The organism is Nonomuraea sp. 3N208 (genome assembly GCF_052245935.1).
Lineage (GTDB): Bacteria > Actinomycetota > Actinomycetes > Streptosporangiales > Streptosporangiaceae > Nonomuraea.
The window spans coordinates 376,003-391,771 of record NZ_JBQQBR010000004.1; the positions used below are offsets into that span (position 1 = coordinate 376,003).

The window sequence follows — 15,769 nt, forward strand, 5'->3', positions numbered from 1 at the left end:
GGTGGCTGTGCGGTTCCATGTTCTCGGACGGATCGAGGTCACCGTCAACGGGGATGTGGTGGACCTGGGGTTACGCCAGCGCGAGTCGCTCGCGCTGATGCTGCTTCGCGCCAACCACACGGTCACCGTGGACCAGCTGGTCGAGGTATCCTTCGCCGATCCGGTCCCGGAGTCGGCCCCGCGGCAGGTCCGGAACACCGTGGGACGGCTGCGCAGGTCGCTGGCCGCGGCCGGCTGCCCGGACGTGATCAGGACCAGGCCGGGCGGCTACCTGCTCGAGGCCGGCCCGGACACCCTTGACCTGCTCGAGTACGCGGGCCACGTCGAGGAAGGCCGCCGTGCCGCCGCCGAGGGCAGGCATGCGCAGGCCGTCGCGTCGCTGCGGCGCGGCCTGGCGCTGTGGCGTGGCCCTCTCCTGTCAGGCATCGACGCCAACGTCCTGGAGGCAGAGAAGGCCGGCATGGAGGAGGCCCGCCTGGCCGTACTGGAGGCATGCCTGGAACTGGAGTTGCGGCTCGGCCGGCACCGGGAGCTCCTGTCCGAGCTGGCCACACTCACCGACCAGCACCCGCTGCGTGAGCGGATGTGGGAGGCGCGGATGCTTGCTCTCTACCGGTGCGGCGCCAAGGCCGATGCTCTGGTGCTCTACCAGGCCGCCCGGCAGACCTTCGTGGAAGAGCTCGGACTTGAGCCGGAGCCGCGCCTGGCGCGGCTGGAGCAGGCCATGCTCACCGGGGATCCCGCACTCGACCTCGACCGGGAGCCCGACCGGCCCCGTCCGGGCCAGCTGCCGCCCGACGTGCCGGACTTCACCGGTCGGGACCGGGCGGCGGCCGAGCTGGACGCGATGCTGCGGCCGGAGGCCGGGCCCGCGGTCGCCGTCCTGATCGTCACGGGCAAGGCCGGGGTCGGCAAGACCACACTCGCCCTGCACGTCGCGCACCGCGTGCGCGCACGGTTTCCGGACGGCCAGCTGTTCGCCCGGCTGCGTGCCGTACAGGATCGGCGCGTGCCGCCCGGGGAGGTGCTCGCGCAGTTCCTGCGCGCGCTGGGTGAGCCGGTACAGGACCTTCCGGCCGGCGTGCACGAGCGCGCGGCCAGGTTCAGGGAACTCCTGTCTACGCGGCGCGTCCTGGTCGTGCTGGACGACGCCATCGACGAGGCGCAGATGCGCCTCCTGCTCCCGGGCAACGCGGGCTGCGCTGTGCTGGTGACCAGCAGGTCGAGACTGTGCGCCCTGCCCAGCACCGGACGCATGGAGCTGGGAGAGCTGGAGCCCGCCCAGTCGATACGGCTCCTCGCCAAGGTCGCCGGCGCTCACCGGCTGCGGGCCGAACCGGACTCCGCGGACGAACTCGTACGGCTCTGCGGAAACCTGCCCCTGGCGCTTCGCATCGCCGGTGCCCGACTCGCCGGCCGGCCACACTGGCGGGTCGGCCACATGGTGGAGCGGCTCAGAGACGAGCGGCGGCGGCTCGACGAGCTCGCGCACGGCGATCTGGAGGTACGCAGCAGCATCGCGCTCTCGGCCGAAGGGCTCACCCCGGCCGCGCTCCGGCTGCTCTCGGCCCTTGCGCTGACCGACACCCCCGACCTGCCCGGTTGGACCGCCCTCGCCGCGAACGGGTCGCCCGACCTCGTCGACAGCCTGGTCGACGCCCAGCTCCTCCAGGTCGCAGGGCCCATGCGGTACCGCTTCCACGACCTGGTCCGCGTCTACGCCCGCGAGCTCGGCGAGTCCGAATCCATTCCGCGCGTGCTCAGTGGCTGGCTGGCGCTGGTCGAACGGGCACACCGCGCCGTCTACGGCGGCGACCACGCGATCCTGCACGGCGCAGCCGCCCGCTGGCAACCACCCGGTCTGGACATCGTCGACACCGACCCCCTCACCTGGTACGAGACCGAACGCCCCAACATCGCCGCCGCCGTCCGCCAAGCCGCCACACTCGGCCTCGACGAGCTGTGCTGGGACCTGGCCGTCAGCGCGGTGTCGTTGTTCCAGACCCGCGGACACTACGACGACTGGGAGGAGACCCACCGGGTCGCCCTCGCCGCCACCCGCGCCGCGGACAACGCCCGCGGCTCGGCCGCCCTGCTCACCGGGATCGGCCTGCTGGAGGCGTACCGGCACCGCTATGAGCCGGCCGCCGAGGCCGTCGACGAAGCCCTGAAGCTGTTCGCAGAGTGCGGCGACCGGCACGGCTGGGGGTTGGCGAACGCGGTGGCCGCGTTCACGGCAGGCATGAGGGGTCTGTACGCCGAGGCCGTCGAGCAGTGCGAGCGCGCACTCCACGCGATACGCCAGGTCGGCGACGCGGGTGCGGAGATCCTCGTGCTGCGCCTGCTGGGCCAGCTCCTGCTGGACGTCGGCCACCTCGACTCCGCCCGCCCGTACCTGGACGAGGCCCTTGCCGCGAGCCGGGCGGTCGACCCGCACGTGCACCCGGAAGTCATCTATCGGATCGGCGAACTGCTCCTCGCCTCGGGACGGCTGGAGGAGGCGGAGCAGGCGTTCACCGACCTCCTCGCCACCGTCACCGGCCTCGGCGACCAGCGGGGCGAGGCCTTCGCCCGCTACGGCCTGGGTTGTCTGCACCTCGAGCGGGATCGTCTCACCGCAGGCGAGGAGTACCTCCATCAGGTGATCGAGCTGGCCGGTGTCGTGGACGAGCCCCTGGTGGAGGCCAAGGCGTGGCTGGCGCTCGGCGCGGCCAGCAGGTTGCGCCATGACCACGAGGCGGCGCTGCACCGGTTCGGCCAGGCTGAGCGGCTCGCGCGGGCCATCGACTCACCGATCTGGCAGGCCCGCGCCCTGCACCAGGAGGCCGAAGTGCACGCCGAGCGCGGCTGCGAGCCGGCCGCCACCGCGGCCCGCGCCCAGGTACGCCACCTCATCGCCGCCATCGGCGCCGTCGACCCGGACATCGAAGCGGGAGTCCCCGCCCGGCGCGCCCATCGGACCCGCCGGGCGGGCTGAGCGGACTCAGTTCCACTCGACTGGCGCGTGCCAGTCCAAGGCACGTTTGGATTCCATGATCATCCCTCCTTCCCCGCGTACTCATAGGCGTGCCGGGTCGCCCGCCGCCAGGCGACGCCGGCCGGAACGGCGGCCAGCACCCCGACCGCCGCGAACGCCGCGATGCTCGCCGCAGGCCCAACGACCTCGGCAAACAGGCCGGAGCCCAAGATCCCGAGCCCTTGCGCGGCGAACAGCCCCGACGCGGCGATGCCGACCGCCTGACCGCGGTACTCGACGGCGATCGACATGACGAACGTCGCGTTCGCGACCACCTGGTAGGCGACGAAGACCCCGGACAGCACGAGCAGCACAAGCGACAGCCAGATCGACGGCGCGAACACCATGGCCACCAGGGGCACACCGGTGAGCACGGTCAACGGACCCAGCAGCCGGAGCCGGAGCCCCGCCGAGACCAGGCGGGCGAGCAGCAGGCCGCCCGCCACCGAGCCGACGGACTCGGCGGCCAGGAACAAGCCGGCGGCCGCCGCTCCCGCGCCGATCTGGTCCGCGTACGGCACCGCGAGCCCGAGCGGCGCGACGTAGAAGCCGTAGATCCAGGCCAGCGTCACCAGCGCACGCAGCTTGCGATCCCGCCAGACGAGCCGCAGCCCTGCCCGGGCCGAGCCGAGCATCGTCGTGTCCCGCCTGCTCGCGGGGCGCGGCACGAGGCCGATGCGGAACAGCAGCCCGGAGACGGCGAACGTACCCGCATCCACCAGCAGCGCCACGTGCGGCCCCGCCGCGCTCACCAGCACGCCGCCCAGGGCGAATCCCCCGAAGTAGGCGATCTGCGCGGCCGTGGACATCACCGCGAGCCCCACCGTGTAGCGATCGCCGGCGAGCATGACCGACATGTTCGCCGACCGTGCGGCCCGCGCCGGCGCGCTCGCCGTCTGCACCAGGAAAACGAGTAGCCACAGCATGGGCAACGGCAGGCCGGGAATCGCGGCGGCGGCGATGAGTACGGCCCGGACGAGGTCGCACGCGACCATCACCTCCCGTCGCGGGTAGCGGTCGGCGAGCCCGCTCAGCAGCGGTCCGCCGAGCAACTCGGGCACGTACGTGAGCGCGACGCTGACCGCGGTGAACACCGGCGAGCCGGTGTCGGCGTAGACGAGGATGGCCAGCGCCAGCCGCGCGACCTGGTCGCCGGCCGTCGAGAGACTCTGGGCCGCCAGCAGCGTACGAAACTCCCCCACCGCGAACACGTCGCGGAACCCCGGCGAGCGCTGCCCCATGTGTCTGCCCCCAGACGCCGATCTGTTCCGAGCAGCTTCGCCCGCCGCTGTCATAGCGGCGTCATAATCCTGCGGCTATGACGCCGTTATGACCCCGCTCGACGACCCTGGGCTGCAGCACAGATCCGCTCCAGACAGGGGGAGAAACATGCGGATTGTCACCGGAATCGTCGCCGCCGCCATGGGGGTCGCGCTGCTGACCGGCTCGATGGCTCAGGCCGCGTCGGCGGCGTCGGACAGGGGCAGACTCGGCAGCAGCAGCGGGCTCGGCCCGAGCAGTGGAATCAGCCCGGTCAAGAGCGGGCTCGGCGTATCCGACCCACGCAACACGAGCAGGTTCGGCGGCTAGCGCTCCTTCGTGCGGCCCGCTGTGCAGTGGCGGGCCGCACGCTCCCAGGGCTCACGTACGGCGACGAGCTTACGAACACCCGGTTGCCGTCACAGTGGCGTGACCGGGCTGGCCTGCGGCACGTACACCAAAGCGTCGTAGGCCTTGGCGGGAATCATTTCCACCGTGTAGGTCCAGCTCAGGTGACGGAAAATCGATCGGAAGCCGTCCCCGACGTTCCTCATCGGGGCGGTCCAGGGCCTCCATCAGCGGGTCGATCCGGTCGGCGAGCCAGCAGGTCGGCGCGCAGCAGGGGGTCGGCGTTCACGGCGACCAGCCGGTACATCCGCGGCAGCCGCAGTCCGTCAGGGAGCGGCCGGCGGCACGGCCGAGGGCCACGATGCCCGCTGCGAGAACGCCGAGAAGTCATGGGAGAACCCCAGGGCCGTCCACCGACACAACCTGTAGCTGATCTCGTGCGTCCAACTCATCATGAGACGTCATGCGTGGGCGGCTATCCTGCTCGGCTCCGTAGCCTTATGGTGCGCCTTGATCGGTGGACTCGATCTCGCTGTCCTGGCGCGGCCCACAGGCAGCAACCTGCGCGAGATAGACGCCGGGTCCATACTGCAGGCACTCAGGACCATGCTGTTCACCGCCGCTAGTCCGTCCTCGTCGTTCGTCTTCATCGGCGCCCTGTTCAACTTCACCGCGGCGCCGTTGATGGGCGTCGTCGCCCTGATGGTCTATCGGGGCAAACCGCTGGGTTCGCTGCTGGCTGCCTGGATCGGCCCTTGGCTGATGGTCCTTTCGTACTTCGGCGCATTTGTGCTCTTCTTCGCCGCCGCCGACGACGGGGTGTCATGGTACGTCTGGCCCATCGCCACGCTCTTCAGCCTCGCCGCCCTGTCGTACGTCCTCGCCCTCTTCGCGATTCCGCCACACAAAAGCCCCATGCAGGCCGACGCCTTCACGCGGCGGGCTCTGGTGGGAAGCGCGATCGGCATTGTCGTGCTCGCGGCGGCGGCCTACGCGTGGAAGCTGGGGGAGGGTTTTGGGTCTCCGCCCCCCACCCCCATGATGATCATCGCACCAGGGATCGCCGTGATCCTGGCCGTACTGGCAACCCGGCGAGGCGGATCGAAAGCCGTGCTGATCACGGGAGGGATCATCGCCTTCCTTTTCACCATCGCGATGATGAGCTTTTCCGGCACGTTCACGAGGTTGCCGGTGGTGTGGCCCGTCATCGGCTCACTCCTGACCGTGCCGCTCATGGCAGCAATGGCCCGGCTGGCAGCCGTGCCGAATGGGGAGCGGGCGGACGGCAGAGTGCCCGCCGCGCTGATCGCCGCCTCGATCACGGCGGCGCCCATCATCACCGTCCTCAGCTTCGCGGGCATCGACGAGGCCCGGCGCATTGTGAGGAGTGACCGTGTCGGCCTTTCTTTCCTTGAGGATGCGGAGACGGGCGCCTGGGCCTACACCGTCTTGTTCGTCGTCGTCGTCGTGGGTCTGATCGTCCTGGCCCGACGGGTCTGGATCAGGGGCGGTACGGCGGGGACGCAGGCCGCGGTGGTCACCTCGGGTCTGGCGTACCTCCTCCTCCTGACGCTTGCGGTCTCTTACACGCCCTTCACCATCGGTAACACCGACGAGGCCGTGCCCGACGTGGTTATCGAGGGCCCGGTCTGGTACGTGCCGGCGGTCCGCGCGGCCCTGCTCTGCGTGGCCGCAGCGCTCACCGCTGCGAGTCTCCTTCTCATGCGACGCAAATCCCCTCCCCGCTAGAACAGCGCGGTCAGCCTTGGGCCGGTGCCGGAGGCGGTGTGATCAGCTCTGGGTGCGTTCGATCTCGAGGGCTGCGGCCAGGGCGATGTGATCCTCCCACGGACAGACCACATCGCGGTCGGCGTGCTGCCGGTGATCCAGCCGGTCAGCAATTCCCCGGCACGCCCACGGCCGAGGCGGTCGAGCGGTTCGACCGCTGGATATAAGCCTTTGAGACACCGTGGCGCGCTGGCTAATCTGCCGTCCATGATCTCACTCGCGCGGCACCGCCTGACCCCTGCCGAAACCGGCCCGGCGCTGCGCGCGCTGTGCGAGTGGACGCCAGTCGATGCCCCGGGCGGCGGCGTCCATCCCGGAGACGTGGGGTGGTATCTGCGGTTCGACGACGCGGCCGTTTTTCTTTGGATTGATGATGTGGTGCCGGTGGCAGCCGGCTTCCTCGACGGCCCCGTGCTGCGCGTGACCGCCGCGCCCGGCGCCGATCTGGGGGCGCTCGCGGCCGATGCCGAGGAGCTGCTCGAGCCCGGCAACGATTGGTCCGACGGTCTGCCTGTGCCCGGGTGGGAGCTCGAGCAGGAGGAGTCCTGGCTCGTCATGTCGTGGACCCCGCGGCCGGTGTCGAGCCGCGCCGAGCCGGTCGGTGAGGCCGGTGCGGCCGACCGGGTGCTGGTGCAGCGGTCCGCCTTCGCGGGATCCACGTTCACCGTCGAGCGCTGGCGCACGATGAAGCGGTCGCCGGCGGGCGGGCTGGCCGTGGAGGCGCTCGTGCGCACGCCCGCGGGGGAGCCTGCAGCCGCCGCGACCGGATGGCTCGCGGGCGTGGGCAGGTGCGGGCTGCTCGAGCCGGTCGGCACCCATCCGGACCATCGCGGGCACGGCTATGGGCGCGATGCCGTGCTGGGCGCGTGCGCGGCTCTCGCCCATCGGGGTGCGAGCGCGGTCGCCGTCGCGACACCGTCCACAAACGACGCCGCGGTGGTGCTCTATCGATCGGCCGGGTTCACCGTCGTGCGCGAGAATCGCGATTGGGTTCGCGCTCGACGAGCTTGAACAGCGCATCGGCATGATCGGCAAGAAGGGGGCCGCTGCATCCGCGTCGACGTACGCGCGCGGATTGCCTGTCTATATGACCAGGGATCGGCCCAGATCGACGATGAAGCGGGCGAGCCCGGCCCGCTTGCGGAAGAGCTCGTGCAGTTCGGGGGTGGGCTCTTGGTCCAGGAGCTCGAAGGGGATGGCGGACCACGCGCTGCGGAGCACGAGAGAGGCGACGTAGCCGAAGGACACCTCGTCCGGGCTCGCCAGGGCGCCGGCCGATGCGGCGTACGCGGTCTCGATCGCCTCGTGGACGGCGGGCAGGTCCTCGGGGTCGAGTTCACCGGTGTGGGCGCGACCGACCAGCAGCTGGCCCAGGTCGAAGCCCACGGCCGCAGGGCACGGCCAGCTCCAGTCGATGGCCACGAACTCCGCCGAGCCGTCGGCCGGGACCAGGAGGTTCTTTGGGCTGGCGTCGCCGTGGACGAGAGTGTGCGGGAGGCGGTCCAGGGCCTCCATCAGCGGGTCGATCCGGTCGGCGAGGGCCAGCAGGTCGGCGCGAAGCAGGGGGTCGGCGTTCACGGCGACCAGCGGATGCCGCCACGTCGCCGGGTCCCGCAGCGCCGGCAGGAACACATGGTCGAGCGGGCCCTCGCGGTAGTAGCGCAGGTGGCTGTCGAGCGGCTCGCGCGGACCGGTCGCCGCCCCTGCCACGGGCTGTGCCGCGGCCAGGTCGCCGAGCAGGCGGGCGGCGCAACGGTAACGGTTCAGGTCCCACTCCGCGGGCGCGACCTGAACGTCCTCCAGCCACATGACCAGCCGGTCGTCGCCCAGGTCGTCCAGCCGGTACATCCGCGGCAGCCGCAGTCCGTCAGGGAGCGGCCGGCCGGCGAGGTAGACGTCCGCGTCGGCCCGCCAGGGGAAGTTCGCGTCCGCGTCGGCCAGCAAGTGTTCGGGGATCATCGCGCGCCCGGGCCAATGCCTGAGCGAGTGGATCGACTTGACGAAGAACGACCAGGTCGCGCCGCTGGTCGTGGTGCCGTGCACGCGGTGGAGCGAGGCCGTGGACAACATCCCTGGGCCGTGGTCGAGCAGCTCGGCATGCTGGCCGGCGATCTCGGCCAGCGGGTCGCCGAGGCTCTCCCGGACGAGAACGGTCAGGTCAGCGGTCAGTGCCATGGTCATGGGCACAGCATGCTCGACCGGACAATGCCCTCGCATGAGCATGGTCTACTCAAATACGCTTTCGCCGTGACACCAAGCTCCTGGCCGTTCACCGGGCGTGCGGCGCAACTCGCGGAGATCAGGTCTGCTTCCAGGGGCGTCGTGGTCGCCGGCCCGCCGGGGACGGGCAAGAGCCGGCTGGTGGCGCAGGCCGTCCACGATCTCGACGGGGTCGCCTGGGTGCGCGCCACCGCGGCCGCCGCGGAGATCCCGCTGGGCGCCTTCGCCGCGCTGCTTCCCACCACACCGCCCACCGGCAACCCGCTGGGCTGGGCAGCCGCCGCGCTGGGCGCGCCGGTGCTGGTGGTGGACGACGCCCACCTGCTCGATGCGGCCTCGGCCGCGCTCGTCCACCACCTCGTGACGCGCGGCGGCACCCGGGTGATAGCGACACTCCGCAGCCGGACGCCCGTGCCGGACGCAGTGCTGGCGCTGTGGAAAGACGGTATGACGCCGCTGCTGGAGCTGGAGCCGTTCTCACTGGAGGAGACCACGGCCGTGCTCAAGGGCGCGCTGGGCGGCCACGTCGAGTCCGCGACCGTGACGCGGCTGTGGCGTGCCAGCCAGGGCAACGCTCTCTACCTGCGCGAGCTCGTGTTGTCCGGGGTGCTCACCGACGCCGACGGCGTGTGGCGCTGGCGCGGGCCGATGACGATCACGCCCACGCTGCGCGAGACTATCGCCGGCCGCATCGGCGAGGTCACGCCGCGGGAGCGAGAGGTGATGGAGCTCTTGGCGTACGGGGAGCCGCTCGGCGCGGATCTGCTCGCCGCGCTCGGCTCCTTCGACGCCGTCCAGCAGTTGGAGGACCGGCAGCTCGTCAGCGTGCAACCGGACGGCCTGCGCCTCCAGGTGCGGCTCGCGCATCCCCTGCACGGCGAGGTCATCAGAGACGGCTGCGGGGTGCTGCGTGCCCGCACGATGATGCGGAGACTGGCCGAGGCGGTCACCGAGGCCGGGCTGCGGCGGCGCGAGGACGTGCTCAGGGTGGCCGTGTGGCGGCTGGACGCCGGCATGACCGGCGATCCCGAGCTGCTGCTGGCCGGGTCCAAGCGCGCCCGGGTCGCCCGCGACCTGGAGCTGGCCGTACGGCTCGGGCGTGCGGCCGTGGCCGCGGGCGGCGGGACATCCGCGCTCGCCGCGCTGGCAACCGTGCTGTTCTACACCGACCGGTACGAGGAGTCCGAGGAGGTGTCCGCCGCCGTCTGGGAGACGGAGATGGACGAGACCGCCCGGGCCGACCTCGGCATCCAACGGGCGATGAACCTGGCCGTGGGCCTCGGAGACGTCACGAAGGCGCGCGCCGTCCTCGAGGAGACCACCCGGCTCGTCCGCGATGTCCCCATGCTGCAGGGCATGTACGTCATGCGGGCCGTCCTGGCCACGCTCACCGGCGACATCGCGGCCACCGAGGACCTGCTGGCGCGGACGCGGCGCATGGGCCCGCTCACCCCGCACGGCGAGCGCACGATCGGCGGCGCCGAGGCGGCCGTCTTGCTGGCGCGCGGCAGCGCCAGGGAATGCCTGGCCCGTGTGGAGGAGACCCGCACCTGGATCGCCAGGGAACGGGACGCCATGGGCAGCCTCACCGCCGCGCTGACGGGCCACGCCACGAACGCCGCGTTACTGCTCGGCGATCTGGACACCGCCGAGCGGCTCGCCGACGAGGGATACCGCCTGGACGGCCAGTTCGGCACCTGGACCCGGGCGATCCTCGAGTTCGGCGCTCTCAAGGCCCGCGTGCTGCGGTTGCGCGGCCGGCTCGGCGACGCCATCTCCTGGGCCCGCGACACGGCCGCGCGGCTGCCCACCCGCAGCACCTTGGCCGGACCGTGCCTGGGCGAGCTGGCGCACGCGCACGCGCTCCTCGGTGACGTGGACGCGGCGGAGGAGGCGCTGGCGCGCGCGGAGGCGACCGGCATGCCGATCGGCCCGTCCGTCGTCGTGCCCCTCCGCCTCGCCCGGATCTGGACCCAGGCCGGACGCGGCGACGTGGCGAGGGCCGTCGAACTCTGCCTGGAGGTCGCCGAGACCGCGCTGCCCTGCGACCTGCCGATCGTGCTGCACGACGTCGTCCGGCTCGGCCGCCCCGACCTGGTCGCCGGGCGGCTCGCCGCGGTCGGCGTGGAGGGCCCGCTGGTGGCCCTGTTCGCACAGCACGCCGTCGCCCGCGACGGCGCGGAGCTGGACGCGGTCTCGGCCGGCTTCGAGCGGCTGGGCCTGCTGCTGTACGCGGCCGAGGCGGCGGCCCAGGCGGCCGCGCGCTACCGCGAATCGGGCCTGTCCCGCGGCGCGCGGGCTGCCGAGACCCGGGCATGGCACCTCGCGCAACGCTGCCAGGGCGCCCGTACACTCGCGCTGATGGACCTCGAGGTTCCCGGGCTGACCCCGAGGCAGCGGGAGATCGCGGTGCTGGCCGCGCAGGGGCTGACCAACCGGGAGATCGCCGAGCGGCTCGTCGTCTCCGTCCGCACCGTCGCGAACACGCTGTACGCCATTTACGACAAGACCGGCGTCAACGACCGCACCGCCCTTACGGCTCTCCTGAACCGGCCACCCGCCTGAGCGAACCCCCCGTCCCCCGGGCGCACCACGCCCTGAACCGGGCGGCGCGGTCATTCCAGCCGCGCCGACCGGCTGCTCACGCTGACGCTCGTCGGCCTGTGCCCGTGATCACAGCAGTGAGCAGGACCGCCAGGCGATCGGCACGCGCGGCGACCACTGTCCGCCGTCGCCGCGTACGACCACGTACGCGGTGAGCGACGCTTTGAACGAGCTCCCGCCGCACAGGACGCGCCCCGTGTCGACCGAGTAGCTGCCCGCCGGTCCATTGCCGCCCGACTGCGCGGTGGCACGGCCCTGCCACAGCACCCCGCCGTCCGAGGAGCGCTTGACCTGGACGGTGACCTGGGTGCCAGGCGTCAGGTAGTAGCCGCGGACGGCCACGGTCTGGTACGGCCCCTCGTTGGTGGTGGAGCAGGTTTCGCCGTCACAAGAGGGCCCGTTGCCGGCGTGGTTGCGCTTCATCATGATGACCCACGCGAGCCTGCGGGCCGCGCTGTCGTTGTCGCGCCGCGCCTGGGTGCGGGAGCTGGGGACCACGCACCGGTAGTCGCCGGGGTACGCCTCCCGCCAGACGAACCCGGTCGTGCACGCGTGCCAGACTCCTGACGCGTTCTCCGACCGCGTCCGGTCGCGTATGGACGGGTCCACGCATACGTGGTCGCTGGGCCGCGCGCCGCGCCAGACGTACCCGCTGGCGCAGCTGTCGGGGGCGAACGCGGTCTCAGCGCCGGCTCCCGTAACCCCGAACAGCGACCACGCCAGGCACCCCGATGCCGTCATCGCCGCGAGCCTGCCGGAACGTGTGAGCATGTTCTTCCTCCGGGAGAGATCAAAGGACGGAGCGCGGGCAGGCACTCCCGGCCCCCGCGATCGCATCCTGTCCCGCGGCCCACCGCCGGGACATGAGTAGCCCCTACTCATATTTCGCTCACTGGAGTGCGGCTCGTGCTCTGGCCGCCATGGCGCCATCCACCGGGTGTCGCCGACCTCGTCTCGGCGGAACTGCGTTCAAGGGCATACGGGCTGCTCTTCTGGGCGACCAACCTCGGCTACTCGGTCGCGATGGTTGCCGGCTAGTGCGGGTTGCCGGATTGGCTGGCTGCGAGCGCCGTCTCGTCGGCTGTCGTGTCCGCCTCCGTCCAGCTGATGCCGGCTGGCGGATGGGCCAGGTGCCAGTGGACCGAGTCCTGCACCCGTGTGGCGGGGGAACCGGGAGCCCAGCCCAGCAGGGATTGGGCTTTCGCGACCGAGACCAGGAGGTGCTGGGCCTGCTCCCCGGACAGGGCCAGGTCTTCGGGCAGAGCCCGGTCGGGCACGCGGACCAGCTCCGCCGATGACCCGGCTGCGGCCAGGATCTGGTGGAACCACGCACGGATCGTCACCGTGCTGGTCTCGCCGAGGTTGACCACCTGGCCGTCGGCCGTCCGGCGATCCAGGGCGGCCAGTACGCCGGAGGCCAGATCATCAACGTGGCAACGCGTCCACAACAGGTTGGCCATCCCAACAGGAATCTGGCGGCGGCCGGCGCGTACGCGGCGCAGGATCGGCTCCTCCCGGCGCTGCCAGTCGTGCGGGCCGTAGATCACCGGCAGCCGCAGGACCGCCGCGCCGCGTGGCAGCCAGCGCTCCTCGACGTCGAGCTTGTCGTAGTCGTCAGGGACATCGGGGAGCCCCGTGCCGCGGTAGGGGTAGCGCTCGCTGCGCAGGGCCGATTCCTCGGTGATCGGCAGCGGTGACAGTTCGCGCCCGCTGCGCAGACCGGTGTAGGCCTCGTAGACGTCCTGGCTGGACAGGACCACCGTGGGCACATCCGGCAGCGCCGGGAGTACGGCATCGACGTCGGCCCCGGTGAACGCGCAGGTGTCCACGATCGCCTCGGGGGCGAACTCCTTGATCCGGCCGACATGCCGTACGAGATCATGGCGCTCGCCGAGGAGGTGCTCGCCGGGCACCTCGGGAGCCGAGCGTGGGGAGCCGCGATGGGCGAGCAGGATCTGGTCGCCGCGCTCCACGAGCCGTTCGGCCACGCGCCGGCCGAGGAACCAGGTGCCGCCCAGGAGAAGTACACGCATGCTTCCACCTTGCCCGTATCGGTCGCGTCTGGGCAGAGCGGTGCACGGCTGGGCAATGGTTGTAGCGACGTGAGCGAGCACCCAGGCTGCTACAGCGTCCTACCGGTTGCGTACCGGTAGGAGGCCGCGACGACGCCTTTGGCCACCTCGAGCTCCCCCGCCGTCCGGGGGCCGTAGAGCATCACCACGTTGATGGTGGGTGAATACAGAGGATGCCGCTCACCCCACCCCTTGTCGATGAGCTCCCGCTGGTCCTCCTGTGACAGGGCCAGATGCAGGCTGCCATCGACGTGAATGTGCGCGAACTCAGCGATCAGGCGGGGCGGCAGGAGCACCGTTCCCTGCGGTGGAGCCGCGTCGCCCGCCAGGAAGAAGGCGATGGACCGGGGCTCGGCGATCTCGCTGGGCCTGATCTCGGTCGAGGGCAACTCGGTGCTCATCCACTGCTTCAGCTGCTCGCGGATCTCCTCGGGGCTTCTCTGGCTGAGCTGGACGTGCGGCACGGACGGCCCGGTACGGGGACGATCGCCCACGCGGGCGGGCAGGTTCAGCAGCGTCATCATGATGTTCCTCCTCAACAGAGCCATGCCGCCCCCTTGACGGGACCGCACGGTGTGGAGACCAGCCACGCAACCGAGGCCGCGTGACCTACGGCAAGGTGAGCGAGCGGGGCGCGTCGCGGTGAGTGACCGGTCGAGGGAAAGCCTGCTGACCGACGGCCGACTAACGCACTGGCCGTTCGGGTGGTATCCGCTGCCCGATCGAGCAGACCAGCAGGCCAGGGAGATCACCTAGCATGAGGCCATGCGCGTGCCCGACCCGACCACCGCTCTGGCCGCCGCCGCCTCAGTGCTACAGGCTCCGATCGGCGGCATGTTGGAGCCCCTGTCCCAGGCAGTGTCGGAGTTCCTGCCGCACCAGGCGCTGGCCATGCTCACCGGCGACTGCGCCAGGCATCCCATGAAGGCGTACGGCGAGGCCGTACTCACCGAGCAGATCACCAGCGCAGAGCTGGCGCATGTAGGTGGAACCGTGGAGGTGGGCAGGCCATGGTTCGGGGACGCGTACCTGGCGGGCGGTCTCATCCCGGCGCTCGCCGTCGCGTCCCGGCCGGCCGGCGCCTCTGGCGCCCTGCTCGTGGTGGTGACGGCCGGCGAGATCGAGCCCACCACTGCGGTTCGCGAGCTGATGCAGAAGCTGTGGGACCTGGTCACCCTGCACCTGCCGCACCGGGCCGTCAACCTACCGCCGGCCGACCTCAGCGGAAACCGCCTGGCCGCCGGCGAGCGCGCCCGCGCCATCGCCGAGCTCACCACCGCCCACGCGGCCACGCTCCAATCGCTGCTCAGCACGTTGCGCAGCCGTAGGCTCGACGACGCCGCCGCCCGGCGGAACGCCACCGACCTGGCGGTATCGGCGCTGATCGAGCTGCGTGCCGCCGCCGACCTCGACTCCTCGCTGAGCGAGGAGCAGGCCGGCCCCGCCTTCGACCGGCTCGCCGCAAAGCTCGCACCGCTGACCCGCTACGGCGAGGTGTCGCTGGAGGTGGCCGGTCCACGCGATCGGGACCGCGTCCTGCCCGGCGACATCGCCAACGCCGCCCAGGCCCTGGTCCACAACACCGTCGTGACCATGCTCGACTACAAGGGCGTGACCAGGATCCGCGTGACCTGGGAACCGTCCGGGCCAGACCTCCGCCTGGAGGTCCGCGACGACGGACCAGGCGTCCTGACCGCCGACGCCCTGCCACTGCGCCGCCTGACCGAGCTGGCAACCGCGGTGGGCGGCACCCTCTCCCTCGACGCGGTTCCCGGCTGGGGCACCACGGTGACCGCAGTGCTGCCGCTCGTGCCGCCCGCGCCCAAGCTCCAGGACGAGGCGCTGGCCGCGCTCAAGCCACGCGAACTGGAGGTGCTCGAACGGCTGGCGCGCGGCCTGCGTAACCGGCAGATCGCGGAGGAGCTGATGATCAGCGAGCACACGGTGAAGTTCCACGTGGCCAACATCCTGGACAAGCTGGGGGTCGGCACCCGTACCGAGGCCGCAGCCCTCGCACACAGCCACACCTAATGCTATGACCGGAAGCTTTCACCGAGTTGGTGTGTGACTTCCCAAGGCGGAGGTTCACTTTCTGGCAGCAGCTCATTCAGACAGGCACTTCAAATATGAGCTTGGGGTGAGCCACCCCGCGCAACCCGGGTCCGAATCCAGCTGATTGATCGATACCGCCAGACCCACTTCGCCTGATCGGTGAGGAAGTACTCCCTGAGCTCGACCCATGCCTCAACACTGGCCCGGGCAAGATCGTTGTCTCAGCTCACGCGGGGCGGGGCTCCGCTGGAAGATGACGGGCTGGCCCTGCAGGCCGATCGACCGGTTGCTGGCGGCCTTGGAGCGTCGTCCTGATGTCGTGATGCCAGCACCCCGGCTGGTGATGGGATGATCTTCTTGTGCAGGGGTGTAGAGCGCGGTGACCAGGTCGGCGTGCCCGAGGTTATGG

At 71.2% G+C, this 15,769-nt stretch carries 12 protein-coding genes; 6 read left to right on the top strand and 6 right to left on the bottom strand.

All coding sequences use genetic code 11. The features are described 5' to 3' along the window. The first annotated feature begins 7 nt into the window (after window positions 1-7). A complete protein-coding gene (locus ACTWPT_RS08115; protein WP_443176626.1) occupies window positions 8-2,977 on the top strand; it encodes a BTAD domain-containing putative transcriptional regulator in 2,970 nt (989 codons plus the stop codon). A 59-nt stretch (window positions 2,978-3,036) separates the two neighbouring features. Here the strand turns inward: ACTWPT_RS08115 and ACTWPT_RS08120 are convergent, their stop codons facing one another. Beyond that, window positions 3,037-4,257 carry an MFS transporter gene (locus ACTWPT_RS08120; RefSeq protein WP_443176627.1) on the bottom strand — a complete coding sequence of 407 codons (1,221 nt, stop codon included), beginning with the start codon at window positions 4,255-4,257 and terminating at the stop codon, window positions 3,037-3,039. A 148-nt stretch (window positions 4,258-4,405) separates the two neighbouring features. Between ACTWPT_RS08120 and ACTWPT_RS08125 the strand changes: the two genes are divergently transcribed. Next, the gene (locus ACTWPT_RS08125) at window positions 4,406-4,606 is read left to right on the top strand and encodes a hypothetical protein (RefSeq protein WP_443176628.1); all 201 of its coding nucleotides are present in this window, start codon (window positions 4,406-4,408) and stop codon (window positions 4,604-4,606) included. Window positions 4,607-4,695: 89 nt separating this feature from the next. On the opposite strand, the gene ACTWPT_RS08130 is transcribed toward ACTWPT_RS08125, so the two are convergent. Continuing rightward, complete coding sequence (locus ACTWPT_RS08130; protein ID WP_443176629.1) at window positions 4,696-4,830, bottom strand: hypothetical protein; 135 nt, start codon at window positions 4,828-4,830, stop codon at window positions 4,696-4,698. 478 nt (window positions 4,831-5,308) lie between these two features. On the opposite strand from ACTWPT_RS08130, the gene ACTWPT_RS08135 reads away from it, so the two are divergent. Together ACTWPT_RS08135 and ACTWPT_RS08140 are read left to right on the top strand one after the other, a co-directional pair. Further along, entirely contained in the window at window positions 5,309-6,373 is a 1,065-nt protein-coding gene (locus ACTWPT_RS08135) for a hypothetical protein (protein WP_443176630.1), read from the top strand. Window positions 6,374-6,619: 246 nt separating this feature from the next. Further along, entirely contained in the window at window positions 6,620-7,423 is an 804-nt protein-coding gene (locus ACTWPT_RS08140; protein WP_443176631.1) for a GNAT family N-acetyltransferase, read from the top strand. 72 nt (window positions 7,424-7,495) lie between these two features. Here ACTWPT_RS08140 and ACTWPT_RS08145 read toward each other — a convergent pair whose 3' ends face one another. Further along, the gene (locus ACTWPT_RS08145; protein WP_443176632.1) at window positions 7,496-8,593 is read right to left on the bottom strand and encodes a hypothetical protein; all 1,098 of its coding nucleotides are present in this window, start codon (window positions 8,591-8,593) and stop codon (window positions 7,496-7,498) included. Between the two features lie 66 nt (window positions 8,594-8,659). On the opposite strand from ACTWPT_RS08145, the gene ACTWPT_RS08150 reads away from it, so the two are divergent. After that, on the top strand, window positions 8,660-11,197 hold the full coding sequence (locus tag ACTWPT_RS08150; RefSeq protein ID WP_443176633.1) for a LuxR C-terminal-related transcriptional regulator: 2,538 nt from the start codon (window positions 8,660-8,662) through the stop codon (window positions 11,195-11,197). 108 nt (window positions 11,198-11,305) lie between these two features. On the opposite strand, the gene ACTWPT_RS08155 is transcribed toward ACTWPT_RS08150, so the two are convergent. From ACTWPT_RS08155 to ACTWPT_RS08165, 3 genes are all read right to left on the bottom strand, one after another. Continuing rightward, window positions 11,306-12,007, bottom strand: coding sequence for a hypothetical protein (locus ACTWPT_RS08155; protein WP_443176634.1), 702 nt, complete (start codon window positions 12,005-12,007; stop codon window positions 11,306-11,308). A 263-nt stretch (window positions 12,008-12,270) separates the two neighbouring features. Next, the gene (locus ACTWPT_RS08160; protein ID WP_443176635.1) at window positions 12,271-13,269 is read right to left on the bottom strand and encodes a hypothetical protein; all 999 of its coding nucleotides are present in this window, start codon (window positions 13,267-13,269) and stop codon (window positions 12,271-12,273) included. An 89-nt stretch (window positions 13,270-13,358) separates the two neighbouring features. After that, entirely contained in the window at window positions 13,359-13,832 is a 474-nt protein-coding gene (locus tag ACTWPT_RS08165) for a luciferase domain-containing protein (RefSeq protein ID WP_443176636.1), read from the bottom strand. Window positions 13,833-14,073: 241 nt separating this feature from the next. On the opposite strand from ACTWPT_RS08165, the gene ACTWPT_RS08170 reads away from it, so the two are divergent. Next, window positions 14,074-15,339 carry a LuxR C-terminal-related transcriptional regulator gene (locus tag ACTWPT_RS08170; protein WP_443176637.1) on the top strand — a complete coding sequence of 422 codons (1,266 nt, stop codon included), beginning with the start codon at window positions 14,074-14,076 and terminating at the stop codon, window positions 15,337-15,339. Window positions 15,340-15,769: the final 430 nt, after the last annotated feature.